The sequence below is a fragment of the Bacillus cereus group sp. MYBK14-1 genome (assembly GCF_051916885.1).
GTDB lineage: Bacteria > Bacillota > Bacilli > Bacillales > Bacillaceae_G > Bacillus_A > Bacillus_A cereus.
This window is the reverse complement of record NZ_JBQAHM010000001.1, coordinates 427740-443053: the sequence shown is the minus strand read 5'-3', so window position 1 is coordinate 443053 and position 15314 is coordinate 427740. Positions and strand designations below refer to the sequence as shown.

Sequence of the window (15314 nt, the reverse complement as noted above, 5' to 3'; positions counted from 1 at the left end):
TTTTTTATTTCTTCATTAATTATGAACAGTTTCTTTTTCGTTTAATCCAAGTGTACGACCAGTAGAAGTGTGAAGATCTTGGAACAATCTTGGATTTTCAGTTAGTGAAATGCCATATGAAGGAATCATTTCTTTTATTTTTTCTTCCCATTCTACCATGCGGCTTGGGAAACATTTTTCTAATACTTCAAGCATGACGTGAACAGCAGTAGAAGCACCTGGTGATGCGCCTAGTAATGCGGCGATTGAGCCGTCAGCTGCACTTACTACTTCTGTACCAAATTGAAGTGTCCCTTTACCGCCAGCATCAGTATCTTTAATTACTTGTACACGTTGCCCAGCAACTACAATATCCCAATCTTCACTTTTCGCGTTCGGAATGAATTCGCGTAATTCTTCCATACGTTTTTCATGTGATAACATAACTTGCTGAATTAAGTATTTTGTAAGTCCCATTTCTTTTACACCAGCGGCTAACATCGTTAAGACGTTATTCGGTTTTACAGAACCGATTAAGTCAAGATTTGAACCTGTTTTTAAGAATTTAGGTGAGAAGCCTGCGAATGGTCCAAACAGTAAAGCTTTTTTATTGTCTATATATCTCGTATCTAGATGAGGTACAGACATTGGCGGAGCACCAACCTTAGCTTTACCGTACACTTTCGCATGATGTTGCTCTACAACTTTTTGGTTTTTACATACCATAAATAGTCCACTTACCGGGAATCCACCGATATGTTTTGATTCAGGGATACCAGTCTTTTGAAGTAGAGGTAGGCTACCGCCACCGCCGCCAATAAAGACGAATTTAGCAGTATGATGCTCAATTTTACCACTATTCATATCGTGTACTTTTACTTCCCACAAACCATTTTTCGTGCGCTTAATATTTTCGACACTATGCTTGTAGTTTAGCTCGACATTTTTTGTTTTTAAGTAATCAAACAACATACGTGTTAATGCACCGAAGTTAACATCTGTTCCAGAGTCAATCTTCGTTGCCGCCATCGGTTCATTAGATGTGCGGCCTTCCATAATGAGTGGAAGCCATTTTTTTAATGTTTCAGGAGCATCAGAAAATTCCATTCCTTGAAACAGTGGGTTTTTTGAAAGCGCTTCAAAACGGTTTTTTAGAAACTCAACATTTTTTTCCCCTTGTACTAAACTCATATGAGGTAGTGGCATAATAAAATCTTGTGGATTACGAATTAATTTGCTCTTTACAAGATATGCCCAAAATTGTCTTGAAAGCTGGAATTGCTCATTCACTTTTACAGCCTTACTAATATCTATAGATCCGTCAGCTTTTTCGGAAGTATAGTTCAGTTCGCATAGCGCAGAATGCCCTGTACCTGCATTATTCCATTCGTTAGAGCTTTCTTCCCCGGCACTTGCGAGTTTTTCAAAAACTTTAATTTCCCATTCTGGTGCTAATTCTTTTAGTAATGAGCCTAACGTTGCACTCATAATTCCTGCACCAATTAAGATAACGTCTGTTTTTTGCTGCATGTTGCTCATGATAATCTCTCCATCCCCTATATTGGCAAAAAAGTGTAGGTGTTTTCTATGTCTAAGCCGTAAAAGAGAAACACCGCCTAGGCCCCACCTAGGTGTATACCTTTTTTGTCTCAATTATATAACCATCTCATACTCTATTATAATAATTAATAGACTAAAATATCTAGTGTTATCTGATAATTTTAAACTATTTAACGTTTTATTCGCTAAAAATCTTATTTAACAAGCTCTTTTAAGGTGATAAACGGAAAAAAATTACAGTTTGAAATTATCTCGAAAAAGCTTACGTATCCTTAAGTGACTAAATCGAGTACCTTTTTATAGGATTATTCTTTCTGTAATGGTAAGATTATTCTGAAAAATAAAAAGGAGGGACTCTAATGTGTACAAAAGAACAAATTTCAAACTTATTTCGAAACTTTTCAATAAAGGAATGTAAAGGGTCAAGTGATTTATATGAATATTTATCAATGAAAATTGCTGAAGATGAGGAAGTACTTACACTATCGTCCTATGCTCAGGTAGGTCAACCAGTCCCAAACTTACTATTAGGTGCAGTACATTATTTATTGCTAGCAGGGAAAGAACATCATTTAAAAACGTATTATAGTAGTTTAGTTGAAAATGCTGATACAAATTTAGATAAAGCTTTTAATCATTTTAAAGATTTCTGTAAAGAGTACCGAGAAGAAATCATTACTTTGTTACAAACGAAACTCGTTCAAACAAGTGAAGTAAGACGGTGCGCATACTTATACCCAAGTTTCTGCTACATATTTAACAAAGTGAAGAAGCCGTTAGCGTTAATTGAAATTGGGACAAGTTCTGGGTTGCAACTGTTCTGGGACCAATATAGTTATTCGTACGGGACGGATGAAATGTACGGAAATATAAATTCAAATGTGCATGTAACTTCTGAAATAAGAGGGGAAAATGTGCCGCATTTTCTAAAAGAAAGCCCATCTGTCGTAGAAAGAATTGGACTGGACTTACATGTGAATGATTTACATAATGAGGAAGATTATTTATGGTTACGTGCTTTAATTTGGCCAGAACATAAAGAAAGGCTTGAGATGTTTGATCAAGCTGCATCTTTAGTGAAAAATGAATCTGTCCAATTAATAGAAGGAGACGGTGTAGAGCTATTATCATCTATTATTGAACAAATAAGTGAAGAAGCTGTTATTTGTATTTTCCATACACATGTTGCAAATCAAATGCCAGAACAAGTAAAACATAAGTTAGAAAAACAAATACAAGAAATTGGCGCAAAACGTGATGTATTCCACCTGTATAACAACATGTGGGATCGTGACCTTCATATTGATTATTATATTAACGGAAATGAATATCGTGAAACGGTTGGAGAAACAGAAGGGCACGGGAGATGGTTTAGCTGGAAGATTGGAAATGAGACGCTTATTTAGATTAATAGGGGCGCCCTCACTTGTAAAAGATGGGGCCATAGGCTCAAGCATTGACTAAATGGTTAAGGAATAAATGTATTAGTAACATACAAAAAATGCTTCGGAGAAATCCTAAGCATTTTTTGAATTACATTTAAACCCCATAATGGATCATGTACTTCTGTTCTGCTGCAGCTTGTACAATTTTTGAAGCTAACTCATTCAGCTCATCAGATTTTCTGAAGAACTTTGAGGATGTAACTGTTTCATAGAAAATTGCTAATGATTCAGGCGGGATAATTGTAATACCACAATAAGCTAAACCGTATTTCTGATTTTTGACTGTATGGAAGTAGGTTTTCATAATTGATAAATTTTGATTTAAACTACTGATAATATCATCATCAACAGATATACAATGATATTTCTCTGGTGTATAATCTTCGTAATTTTTTTGAGAAGTAAAATCGTCAATTATTCCAAAATCATGGACACATGCCATCATTATCATCCTTTCAACTTTAATAAAGTGAGTTCTATTAAAGTAAAATCGTCATTTTGTTTACGTGTAATAGAAATGATTATGTAGTTCATTAGTATAGTACTTCATAAAATATCTTCGTTTCTTCTTCGTGAAGACAGTTTACTTATCGGTAAACTCATCGGGAGCCCAAGTGGCGATTTCATTCCCAGGTGCAGCGACTACAAGCCATTGCTCACATAGGACACCAGCTTGCCAACATTCATAATAATCATGAAAACCATTTAAAAAAATAATTTGTCCACTCTCTAATGTAATAATTAAATGAGGGCTTTCTAAGCCAAGTTGTATATCGGTAACTTTTTGTCTTCTTATCTTACATATTCTTTCATATTCTTCTTTCTCAGAATAAACTTCAAATTCATCTTCATTTAATGGGTAGCTTTTTTGAGGTTTATTAAATAAACACCATTTGGATTCGATATTGATATATAATTGTCCGTCATAATAAACTGAGTCGTGAAAGTTTGTGAAATGAATCTTTATAGCGCCTGGAGAAATACCAAATTGTAATCCATCAACTTGTGATCCGATGAATAGATTTTTTAACACTTTTTCAGCGTGAATTTTATCCTCTGTATTCATTATTGAATTCCTCCTTTTCATAAAAATATACCTTATATTTTTATTGTAATAAATAAATTTTCATGTAAAATGAACCTTTTGTGAAAAACGAGCGAATATAGTGTGAAGGATCATGAGAGGGGAACGGAGCTTTGGATGAATTACAATTAAAAGAATGGCTATATAAACGAAAGTATGTTATCTAAAAAAGACCTTGAGAAAGTGTTACTTTCGATTGCTGAATAGATATTTAGTAAAAGAAGCAACTAATAATTATATTATGTAAACTCTTTTTGTAAAACACCCATAAAAAAATGGATGTTTTATATTTTGATATATTAGGTGGAATATATAGTTTAAAAAAGCGGAATACTTTGCGGAAAGTTAAAGACATTTTTCGCAAAGTATTCCGCTTTTACTTCCATTAATCGGTCAAAGTTGCAACTGAAGTATGCATCTGGCCAATTTTTAATGGATAGGTCAGGAGTATTAACATAGACACCTTTTGTAAATGGAAGCATTGCTAAGCGGAAGTCTTCAACCCATCGAATACTTCCACCAGCACCTTCTGGCTGTTCCCAAGTAGCGAATATTGGCATGTTTGATAGTGCTTTTCGGTAAAAGTAAGCAGTTGCCTCATTTGGCACCTCAACAACAGCACCGCCTAATCTGTGGAAAAATACGGAGGTGGTGGAAAAGGGTAAGTTAAATCGTAATTTCTATTTGATTGCCTTCTGGATCGCCTATTACACTTTCATAATAGCCATCTCCAGTAAAACGTGGTCCATTTAATAAAGGATAACCAGCATCTTTTATCACCTTTGTTAGTTCATTCACACGTTCTTCACTACCGACAGAAAAAGCCATATGAGTATAGCCGGTTATGTTTAAATTAGGCTTATTTTCAATCCCTTTTTTACGCATAAGTTCAAGTCTTGCTCCAGATTCGAACGTAATAAAATAAGATTCAAATTGTTTCGTTTTATTATGATATAAAGAGTTTGCTTTACCATTAAAGTATTTCATATAAAAATCACGCATACATTCTAAGTCATTTACCCAAATTGCAATATGTTCAATTTTCATAGGTTTCACCAATCCTATCTGTATCAATTAGGCTTCCACTGTATTAAATTTGCATTTGCATTGCAACAATTTTGCTTCGCTATTAAAGCTAGTTGTTAATTTTTGATTATGTACGTACATACAATATGTAATTAAGTGAATGACCATCATAGTAATTACAGAAAAGGGTGAATGAAGCATATGAATCAATTTGAGCAAATGATGTACGTTGGTGTCATCATGTCTATTGTACTATCCGTAATGATTTTAGGGTCCTTATATTATAATCCTCGACTTTCGTTAACTGATTATCCGAAAGATATTCAAAAGGTAGTTTTTCCAAAATCGATTCATGAAAAAAAGCAAACCATTTATTTTAATATTGTATATAATACTATTCTTTTCGGTACTCCTTTCGTTTCTACATATATACTACATAAGCATGAAAAGTTAATGTATATGGATGCCTATTTACACACTTTTGGTATTTTAATGATTTTCAATTTAGTAGATTTACTTATAATTGATTGGCTAATTTTTTGCTGGATTACTCCAAGGTTTGTTGTGATTCCTAGTACGGAAGGTATGAAAGGATATAAAGATTATAAGTTTCATTTAAGAGGGGCTATTGTCGCTACTCAAATTTTAGCAATCGTAAGTTTATTTTTGGCGGGAATTGCCACAACTATTTAGTGTGAAGAAGGGCATGGAGCTTTTATAAAAGATAAGGAGATTTATAATATATAGAATTAGAAATGAGAATTTGATAGTATTGGAGTAAGGAGTTTTAATAACAGTATATTAAACAATATTAATATACTGTTGCAAATGTTTTGATATTATGTAAAATTATACGATTTTACGGAGGCATTTGATAAAATTCAAAAAAATTTAATGGAGGCTAATATGAAAAAAGTAATTGGCGCAGCAACAGCAACTGTTTTTGGATTGGGAGCGTTTACCACAACTGCTACCGCAGAAACAATCGTAACAGCAGATGTACTTAACGTACGTGAAAAACCGACTACAGAATCAAAAGTGGTCGAAAAAGTAAAGAATGGGCAAGAGTTAAAAGTCATAAATACCGAAGATGGCTGGTCAAAAATTGAGTTGAATGGTAAAGAAGTGTTTGTAAGTTCGGAGTTTACAAAAGATGTATATCATGTAACGGCGAATTTGTTAAATGTACGTACTGAAGCAAACACAGATTCAGAAATTCTTGGCAGACTAAAAAAAGATGATGTAATTGAATCAACGCATCAAGTAAAAGACGGATGGTTGCAATTTGAGTATAAAGGAAAAACTGCTTATGCAAACGTTTCTTTCCTATCAAGTACAGCACCAACTGAAAAGAAAACTGAAGAGAAAACGAAGCAAGTAGCGAAAGTACAAAAATCAGTTAAAGAAAAGAAAGAAGTAAAGACGCAGAAAGTAGCAAAAGCGAAAGAAACAACGAAAGCACAAGAAATAGTAAAGCCTAAAGAAGAGGCAAAAGTAGTAAAAGTTAAAGAAGAAGGGAAAGCGCAAGAAATAGTAAAACCTAAAGAAGAAGGGAAAGCGCAAGAAATAGTAAAACCTAAAGAAGAGGCAAAAGTCAAAGAAGAAGTAAAAGTTAAAGAAGAAGAAAAAGCGCAAGAAATAGTAAAGCCTAAAGAAGAGGCAAAAATCAAAGAAGAAGTAAAAGTTAAAGAAGAAGAGAAAGTGCAAGAAATAGCAAAGGCTAAAGAAGAAGAAAAAGCGCAAGAAATAGCAAAAGCTAAAGAAGAAGAGAAAGCAAGAGAAATAGCAAAGGCTAAAGAAGAAGAGAGAGCGAAAGAAGCATCTAAAAACAACATACAGTCTGCTAAACGTGAATTAACGGTAGTAGCGACAGCGTATACTGCTGATCCAAGTGAAAATGGTACATATGGTGGACGCGTTTTAACTGCGATGGGGCATGATTTAACGGCAAATCCGAATATGAGAATTATCGCAGTTGACCCGAAAGTAATCCCATTAGGATCTAAAGTATGGGTAGAAGGCTATGGAGAAGCGATCGCTGGTGATACTGGAAGTGCAATTAAAGGTAATCGTATTGATGTTTTAATGGGTTCAAAAAGTAAAGCTATGAATTGGGGAAGACAAACTGTTAAAGTGAAAATTTTATAATAACAATAATTATCCAAATAGAAGTCAGTTCTCTTTATTGAGGCTGGCTTTTATTTTTTTAGTAGAAGGATAATAGGATTTTTAAATGACTTATTAATAAACCTGTAATAAAACATAAAAATTGTCTCATGTTTAGAAAAACTATTAAGAATGAGGTAAGGAAGTAGAACAGAAGGTTATTGAGAAGTAGAGAAGAATAGTATGTTGAAAACGAAGGGTTAACGTATAATGAAATATATAAATCGGATCAAATCGTTTACTAAACACTTTCACTCATAATAGTGTAATTAAGTTCAAAGGATAGGTGTATTTCATGAAAGAAGTAAGAGAATATATTGAAACAAAGAAACAAGGTGTATTGGAGTTGCAAATAAAAGAAACGGAAGAAAAGCTAGGTGCTGCTTTCCCAAATCAATATAGGGATCTTATTAAATTAGTTAATAATGCTGAAATAGGGAAATGGATACTATATCCGATTAAAGATAATAGAAATGTAACGAAAACTTGGGATGATATTGTTAGACAAAATATTGACATGAGAGATGAGTCTATACCAGAAAATCTTATCATAATTGGTGACGATGGTTCAGGGGATAAATTGTGCTTTAAAATAAATAATGGAAAAATGGATGATAAAATATATATTTGGTATCACGCGGATGACGAAATGGAAGAAATATCTCCGAGTTTAAAAGAATTTATTATGGAAACTATTCAGGAAGACGATGTTTTTTAGTCTTAATTATTATCATTTTGTGAATCATTCTTATAAAAGGCGAGGATAGAATATGACAATAGAATTATATGGCGCACATTGTAATGAGCGGAAAGGGTATAGAGTAATTGAAGGAAGAGGTTCATATAATCATTACTTTGGCGGTCAAGATTGTAATTTGCCAGTATGTAAGTTATGCGGTGAGAAGATGCATCAAATTCTCTGTTTTGATTTAAAAGATGGGAGACTTGCTGAACTTAAAAGTAATGAACTAAATATTTTACCATTCGTTTCATGCTTGAACTGTGCGATGGTGTGGGAACCGCAATATTTTCAGTTAAGTGATGGAGGTAAAACAGTTCAAATCATAAAGCAGCAAAATACAGAAGAATGGATAATGGAAGAGGAAGATAAGTTACCAGTTTCATTACCAAAAACAACGGTAAAGCTTATAAATATGAAAAATGAAGATATACCTACAGATGAAGATAGTTACTGGGAAGCTTTTGACTTGTTCGGTTCTGAATATGTATGTAGATTATTAGGGGCACCATTATATGCGGATCTTCCAGAGCATTTGGCGTGTCCAACTTGTTCTAAAGAGATGAAGTATGTTGCTACAATTACACAAGATATCGAGGAACGTGAACTTATTTCAGTAGTTGATTTCCAGTTTGGGGAAATGAATATATACTATTATTTATGTAAAGATTGTTCAATTATAAAAACGGAAACACAAAGTACATAACAAGACTAACATATTATATTAGTCTTGTTTTTGTATCGCAACATCATTAAGAATCGCATCAAATATATCTTTTTGCTTAAAGTTATCTGTAAAAATAGTTTCTCTGGCAACCTCAATTGTATCGTGCGGATTATACCATTTTTGGAGGGAATCTTCACCAAATTCATATCGTTTGTCCCTTGTGTTATGTCGTCTAATAGTTTCCTCTAATGATAAATCAAAGTAATATGCAAATGCATCTTCATCAAAATAACGAATTAATTCTTTTAACATCTCACCATACCTATGACTGTTCAATATACCTTCTAAAATAACAAATTCACATTTTCCTTTTCCGTACTTCGTAATTTCAAATAGTAAATCATGTGATAAATTACCCATTGTGTCGTGTACTCTAAGCATATCTCTACGTACAACATCCTGTGATACTAAAAGTGTTCCTTGTCCGAAATGTTCTTGTAGTTGTTTTGCAATCGTTGTTTTACCACTTGCGGAGTTTCCTCTAAGAATGATTAAAGTGGATGTAAGTATAGGATTAGACATAATGTATTTCCCCCCAACAGCATTAATTATATAGAAAATTTTAACAAATAAAGTGAGGAAAGTGTATAATTAATATGATGGATATTTAAGGAGGGGGTAAGATGGGAGATATATTAAAAAATGCACAACCTATATGGAAACGGACTTGGTTTCGTTATCTAGGGGCATTTTTTTTTGTTCAGTTACTGTTTACCCCGCATTAAAGGGCAGTAAGACCCCCACCTCAAAATTCAGCGAAAGCGAAGAAGTTAGGTGGGGGGATCAACTGCCCGTAAAAGCCCGATTGGTTCAACTAATAATCAGTGGGGGATGAACAAAACCCCCACTGATTAAAGTTTCACTTTATTTTGTGTGAAATCACTGCGTGGGCGCCAAACTTTAGGCCAGGCGGAGAGTTTTTTAATAGAATATTAAATTCTCAAATTTTCACTGAATGGTTCACACTCTATACAATCCCGCAATTTAACGTATTTACAGCATTTTTTGCGATTACATTACTACCATATGCATTAGTAGGTGCAATGAAAGATGTAACAGCAAGAAAAAATATAAAGAAATAATAGAGGTATAATATGCTTTTTCAAAAAGAAGGTTTATTGATTAGATACGTAATGGAAGATGATGCATCTATCATTTCTAAATGGTTAACGGACCCAGCAGTCCTGCGGTATTACGAAGGACGAGATAATCCGCAATCTGTAGAAAAGGTGCTTGATCATTTTATACATAGTCCAAACAGTAATGAAAAAAGATGTTTAATAGAATTTGATACCATTCCGATTGGTTACATACAAATGTACCCAGTGGATTCAGAGTGGAAAGCGTTATATGGCTATAAAGAATCACAAAATGTATGGGGTATGGACCAATTTATCGGTGAACCAGCCTATTGGGGAAAGGGAATTGGAACAAAACTCGTTCAGGCAGCAATTACATATATTATGGGTGAAATGGGAGCAGAAGCAATTGCAATGGATCCGAAAGTAAATAATGAACGAGCAATAAAGTGTTATGAAAAAAGTGGATTTAAAAAAGTAAAGATTTTAAAGGAACATGAGTTGCATGAGGGGAAATTAGAAGATTGTTGGATGATGGAATATAAACAATAATAATGGCTTATACAAATAAAGGGGGATGTGTGAAATGAAAAAAGCATTAATCGTAATTGATGTGCAAGCGGGTATGTATACAGCTGGAATGCCAGTACATAATGGGGGAAAGTTTTTACAAACATTGCAAGAGCTTATTAGGGAATGTCGTTCAAATGATATTCCAGTTATTTATATCCAACATAACGGTCCTAAAGACCATCCGTTAGAAAAAGGTACGGATGGATGGCGAATCCATGCGGCCATCGCTCCGCAAGAAGGAGATAATATAGTTGAAAAGACGACTCCAGATTCATTCCATAATACAAACTTAAGCGAAGTGTTACAAGAGAAAGGAATTGAACACGTTATTCTTTCGGGAATGCAAACAGAGTATTGTGTAGATACGACAACGCGCAGAGCATGTAGTGAAGGGTATAAAGTAACGTTAGTGAGTGATGCGCATAGTACATTTAATACAGAAGTGTTACGTGCTGAAGATATTGTGAAACATCATAACGCAGTATTGGGAGCGTTTGCGGATGTTGTTGCAGTAAAAGACTTAAAAGTGGCTGCCTCTAAATAAGAGGCAGTTTTTTATTAGAAAAAATAGCGTCAAATATTGTTAGTAAGTCGGTATTTTGAAATAATCACTTATATAATTTCACGTACCATAATGAAAAAATACAAAAAAGGAGCACCACATAATTAAAAAGGGCGCTCCTGCATTAAAATGTTACTTTTTCTTATCTTTATCCAATATATTTTGTTCTTCAGCAAACTCTGTACCATATGCAAAGCGGCGATTAATACGAATGTTATCATTGTTGTGCCTTGTATGAGAGTTAGAGAAGCGATGAACGATTACTTCAGATAAAGTGAAGACGATGGCAGAAAGGATACTGCCCCATGCAATTTGCATATAGTTGTCTAATAAAATATTACCGAAAATCCATACGCTTAAATATGTTAATAAGAAATCCGACATAATGGCACCAGTATTGCCAATTCGATTTAAAATAATTTTATCAACGAACATGTAGGATACGATTGTAACAAAGAGACTGAATGAAATAATTTGAACAAACGTTGCAGGGAAAAATAAAGCAAGCCCAATGCTAAATGCAATAATGCACGATATAAACTTGATAAGCACTACTGTGAAATCATTCAAAATTTACACCTCCGATTTATACATAGTTTTTCAATAAATTCTGGAGTTCATACATTGTAACGGATTTATTTACATAAAACTTTTTCATGTTCGGAATTTAGTCTAAATATTATAAAAACAATGAAAAAATGTTATAGTAAAATGAGAGTGTATGACATTTTTAGGTAAGGGGGAATCCAAGATGTGGATTACTTCAGAAGTAGAAATTCCAGATGAGTTAATTGATCACCTTGAGCAAGGAAAGTTAGTGTTATTTGTTGGAGCGGGAGTTTCTATGAAAGGGAAATCAAACTTACCGAATTTTGATGATTTAGTTGATGAAATTGCAAAAACGTTATATGTCGAAAAACGTGAAATAACAGAGCCACATGATTATTATCTTGGCAAAATTGCGAAAACAAAAGATGTACATCAAGTCGCAAGAGATCTCGTTCATATAGAGAAATCAAAACCGAATCCATTGCATTATGCAATTCCAAGGTTATTTCCTTTAGATACAGATATCCGCATTGTAACAACAAATTTTGATCAACATTTTACAACTGCAATTAAAGAAATAAATAGAGATATCAATGTTTATTACGCTCCAGCTTTACCGACTGGAAGAGCTTTTAAAGGTCTTGCTTACATACATGGTAATGTAGAACAGGAGAAAGAGGCTTTAATTTTAACAGATGGTGATTTTGGAAGGGCTTACTTAACGGAAGGGTGGGCGAGAAGGTTTTTAGTTGATCTATTCTCAAATTACACCGTTTTATTCGTTGGATATAGTCATAATGACCCAGTAATGAAATATTTAGCAACTGGTTTACCGCCAAGTACAAGACGATTTGCTTTTGTCGCACAAGGAGAAAATACATACCACTGGGAACATTTAGGGATAAGACCAATTGTGTATCCGAATAAGGTGAATAATCATCAATCCCTTGTAAAAGCGGTAAAACGCTGGGCTGAATTAATGGGTGATAATTATATTACGAAAAGAATGCGTATTCGGGATATTGTAACGGTTCCCCCGTCAGTAGAACAGGAACAATTATCATACATAAAGCAATCAATTAAAAAAATTGAAACAGTACGTTACTTTGTGGAATTTGCTCATGATTATGAATGGGTCGAATGGTTAGAAGCAGAAGGTAAATTACAAAATTTGTTTATGCTTACGCCAAACTATAATGAAGTAGATGAATTACTTGCAGAATGGTTAGTGGAACAATTTCTTTTTAGTCATCAGAAAGAATTATTTCAATTAATTTATAAAAACTATTCTAAAATATCACCGTTATTATGGAGAACAATTTGTAACTACTTAAACGAAACGAAGAGTAAGATGGACCCGTTGTTGTTTGCAAGGTGGACACTCCTTTTATTAGAAACAGCTGAAAAAGATAGTAGCTCTATAGAAAAGATTTCTAAGTTACTGCAAAAATGTTCTTTTCCTGAGCATAAAGAAATTGCCTTATTGTTACTAACTTTTATTTTAGACGGAAAACTGAAGTTGAAACGTGTAAGGAAATGGGGAAATGATACGCAAGAATCAATAGAACTCGAGGAATCGAGTCGCTTACCAGTATCTACATTTTCTCATGTGGAGCAAATTTGGAACGAAAAGATGAGGCCATATATCGCTTATTATGCTGTTCCAATTATGATGATTGGATTAGAAAAATTGAGAATGTTGTCGTTAAGACAAACGGCACTGAAAAAAAGAAATAAGGAAAATGTAGAGAAAGAGTTTCATCAAAATGACCTTGCATTTTTAATACGAATTGTAAAAGAGTGTCTAACTTATTTATGCGAAAACAATGAGAAAAAAGCGGATTATTATATTACAGAAATGATAGAAGCAAATAGTGTACTTCAAAAGCAAATTGCAATTGATGCGATGAATAAAAATATTTTTGTTCGTGTAGATGACAAAATGAAATGGTTGTTACATGAAGGACTTCTTTTAGATTTCACTTATAAACACGAAGTTTTTCAACTTTTAAAAAGGCATTATGCACATTGTTTAGAAAAAACAAAAGAAGAAGTCACTCGAACTGTAATAAAGCATCTTACAGAAGAGAGGGTATTTGATGCATGTCTCGTATTAGACATATTATTCAAGTGCGATTCAAATAGTCCATCTACGGCAAATGGGTATGAGTTAATGAAGCAAAAGCATCCTCATTTTCATTCCGAACGATACAGTGTACAAAAGAAAGAGGATACAGAGCAAAGTATTACTTGTAATGTAACTGCTGACGGATTATTGCAACTGAAAGATGTTGAAATTATGAAGCAAGTTCAGCAATTTTCGCAAGATTGTGTTTTTGAACAACGCCATTTTTTAGAGATGTTATCAAAAGCATGTAAATTAAATACAGAGTGGAGTATTTCATTTGCATACCAATTAGTAGGAGTGCAAGAAATAAGTAATGAAGTATGGTTTGTTTGTATTAGAGAATGGCGAAATAATCGAGGATTGACAAATGATCAAATCCAAAAAATTATTCCGCTATTGCAGAAATTTGTTAGAAATACTGCTTTTCATTGGTTAATTAGTAGTTTTCTATATGAAATTAGTAATCGACTAGAAGAGTTAGAAGAGAATAGTATACGTGTTGTAAAACGATTTGCTTTTTCAGTGTTTCCTCAAGTTATGAAGAGTGATACAGACTTTAAGCTTGGGAAACAAGATTTTTACAATGAATCAATTCAGCATCCAGTTGGAAAAATGACAGCTGTATTATTAAAGTTGTTATCATATGATCATTTATACGATCGTAATGTATATGAATATTTATTTTTATTTGAAGAACAAGTAAGAGTTAATTCGGAACGAACAAACTTTATGTTTGCTCGTTTAATAGCAGATATTACATTTCTATATCATATTGAAAAACAATGGTGCCGAAAATATTTGTTACCATACTTAGATTTAAAAAAACAAAATGAGATTACGGAATATGCATGGGCCGGCTTATGTTACACGCAAATAAATTTACCTTTATTTACAGAAATGAAGCGATTTATTAAGTATGCGGTAGAACATTTGGAAGTATTACATCCGCATACGAGAGAAGCTTTCTTGAAGTGGCTTAGCTTTGTATTTATTAAATGTGTACTATATTGGGAGCAAAAAACAGATTGGTTATACCCGTTACTCATACTAGAAAATGAAGAAAATAAAATTAAGTTTATGCAGTTTTTATGCTATTACGTCAAAACATTAAGCGTAAAAGAACAACAAAAATTTTGGACAGCTTGGCTCAGTGTATTTTTGCGAGAACGACCAAAAATGGGTGAGATAACTGCGAGAGAATATGTAATGCTTTTACGTATTATTTTATACATGGATGAAATATTAGAAAAAGGATTATGTATTATGTCTCGTACATTTTCAAGTGTACATGGTAAATGTACAGGTGAGGAAATGAAGCGGTTATTGATTGAAATGCTTCATAAAAAAGAAAGTATGAAAGCGCATAAAGAAATGTTTGCAAATGTGTTTTTTATTTTACTACAAACATGTCACGAAGCCGTTTTATTTGAAAAAGAAATCATAAAAATAAAAGAATTATTAGTTCAGTATGAAGTAGAGGAATATGTTTTACATTTACTAGAAAATGAAATAATTCGCATAGGAATTGTAATGGGTGATTTACAAAAAGAATTATAGAACGAAAGTGGAATTTTAAAAAATATATAAAAAGTTGTTGACAGTGTTTTGAAAAGCGTTCTATAATACGAATCATACTTATTCAATTTCAAAAACATTTGAATAAACAAAGTGCAATGAAGAGATCACAGTAGTGGTTA

At 33.3% G+C, this 15314-nt stretch carries 15 protein-coding genes, 1 pseudogene and 1 other annotated feature (1 of these 17 only partly in view); of the genes and pseudogenes, 9 read left to right on the top strand and 7 right to left on the bottom strand.

Annotated elements, in window-relative coordinates; translation table 11 throughout:
• Positions 1-15: 15 nt before the first annotated feature.
• Positions 16-1518 (bottom strand): malate:quinone oxidoreductase, encoded by a 1503-nt coding sequence (locus ACTFR3_RS02325; protein WP_000069138.1) that lies wholly within the window; start codon positions 1516-1518, stop codon positions 16-18.
• Between the two features lie 380 nt (positions 1519-1898).
• Between ACTFR3_RS02325 and ACTFR3_RS02320 the strand changes: the two genes are divergently transcribed.
• Positions 1899-2945 (top strand): DUF2332 domain-containing protein, encoded by a 1047-nt coding sequence (locus ACTFR3_RS02320; RefSeq protein WP_440044122.1) that lies wholly within the window; start codon positions 1899-1901, stop codon positions 2943-2945.
• 133 nt (positions 2946-3078) lie between these two features.
• On the opposite strand, the gene ACTFR3_RS02315 is transcribed toward ACTFR3_RS02320, so the two are convergent.
• The 4 genes from ACTFR3_RS02315 to ACTFR3_RS02300 all read right to left on the bottom strand — a co-directional run bounded on the left by ACTFR3_RS02315 (position 3079) and on the right by ACTFR3_RS02300 (position 5115).
• Complete coding sequence (locus tag ACTFR3_RS02315) at positions 3079-3429, bottom strand: hypothetical protein (RefSeq protein WP_001999997.1); 351 nt, start codon at positions 3427-3429, stop codon at positions 3079-3081.
• 138 nt (positions 3430-3567) lie between these two features.
• Positions 3568-4050, bottom strand: a complete 483-nt coding sequence (locus tag ACTFR3_RS02310; RefSeq protein WP_400154791.1) for a hypothetical protein — start codon at positions 4048-4050, stop codon at positions 3568-3570.
• 335 nt (positions 4051-4385) lie between these two features.
• The gene (locus ACTFR3_RS02305; protein WP_002041349.1) at positions 4386-4676 is read right to left on the bottom strand and encodes a BBE domain-containing protein; all 291 of its coding nucleotides are present in this window, start codon (positions 4674-4676) and stop codon (positions 4386-4388) included.
• A 58-nt stretch (positions 4677-4734) separates the two neighbouring features.
• Positions 4735-5115 (bottom strand): VOC family protein, encoded by a 381-nt coding sequence (locus ACTFR3_RS02300; protein ID WP_000687535.1) that lies wholly within the window; start codon positions 5113-5115, stop codon positions 4735-4737.
• 180 nt (positions 5116-5295) lie between these two features.
• Here ACTFR3_RS02300 and ACTFR3_RS02295 point away from each other — a divergent pair, with 180 nt between their 5' ends.
• From ACTFR3_RS02295 to ACTFR3_RS02280, 4 genes are all read left to right on the top strand, one after another.
• Positions 5296-5787, top strand: coding sequence for a hypothetical protein (locus tag ACTFR3_RS02295; RefSeq protein ID WP_001071244.1), 492 nt, complete (start codon positions 5296-5298; stop codon positions 5785-5787).
• A gap of 213 nt (positions 5788-6000) precedes the next feature.
• On the top strand, positions 6001-7242 hold the full coding sequence (entB, locus tag ACTFR3_RS02290; protein WP_440044121.1) for a cell wall-binding protein EntB: 1242 nt from the start codon (positions 6001-6003) through the stop codon (positions 7240-7242).
• 313 nt (positions 7243-7555) lie between these two features.
• Positions 7556-7978, top strand: coding sequence for an SMI1/KNR4 family protein (locus ACTFR3_RS02285; protein WP_006928545.1), 423 nt, complete (start codon positions 7556-7558; stop codon positions 7976-7978).
• A 52-nt stretch (positions 7979-8030) separates the two neighbouring features.
• Positions 8031-8705, top strand: coding sequence for a hypothetical protein (locus tag ACTFR3_RS02280; RefSeq protein ID WP_000151352.1), 675 nt, complete (start codon positions 8031-8033; stop codon positions 8703-8705).
• Positions 8706-8723: 18 nt separating this feature from the next.
• Here the strand turns inward: ACTFR3_RS02280 and ACTFR3_RS02275 are convergent, their stop codons facing one another.
• Positions 8724-9248: a kinase gene (locus ACTFR3_RS02275; protein WP_440044120.1), complete on the bottom strand. Its 525-nt coding sequence runs from the start codon at positions 9246-9248 to the stop codon at positions 8724-8726.
• A 341-nt stretch (positions 9249-9589) separates the two neighbouring features.
• Here ACTFR3_RS02275 and ACTFR3_RS02270 point away from each other — a divergent pair.
• The 3 genes and pseudogenes from ACTFR3_RS02270 to ACTFR3_RS02260 all read left to right on the top strand — a co-directional run.
• Positions 9590-9808, top strand: a pseudogene (locus ACTFR3_RS02270) (YfzA family protein); the annotation flags it as partial.
• 12 nt (positions 9809-9820) lie between these two features.
• Positions 9821-10357: a GNAT family N-acetyltransferase gene (locus ACTFR3_RS02265; protein ID WP_000898772.1), complete on the top strand. Its 537-nt coding sequence runs from the start codon at positions 9821-9823 to the stop codon at positions 10355-10357.
• Positions 10358-10391: 34 nt separating this feature from the next.
• Positions 10392-10922 carry a cysteine hydrolase family protein gene (locus tag ACTFR3_RS02260; protein WP_000709539.1) on the top strand — a complete coding sequence of 177 codons (531 nt, stop codon included), beginning with the start codon at positions 10392-10394 and terminating at the stop codon, positions 10920-10922.
• Between the two features lie 150 nt (positions 10923-11072).
• Here ACTFR3_RS02260 and ACTFR3_RS02255 read toward each other — a convergent pair whose 3' ends face one another.
• Positions 11073-11510 (bottom strand): YndM family protein, encoded by a 438-nt coding sequence (locus ACTFR3_RS02255; protein WP_000997702.1) that lies wholly within the window; start codon positions 11508-11510, stop codon positions 11073-11075.
• A 181-nt stretch (positions 11511-11691) separates the two neighbouring features.
• Here ACTFR3_RS02255 and ACTFR3_RS02250 point away from each other — a divergent pair, with 181 nt between their 5' ends.
• The gene (locus tag ACTFR3_RS02250) at positions 11692-15174 is read left to right on the top strand and encodes a DUF4020 domain-containing protein (RefSeq protein ID WP_440041242.1); all 3483 of its coding nucleotides are present in this window, start codon (positions 11692-11694) and stop codon (positions 15172-15174) included.
• Between the two features lie 107 nt (positions 15175-15281).
• Positions 15282-15314: a binding site (T-box leader), on the top strand; it runs 203 nt beyond the window's last position.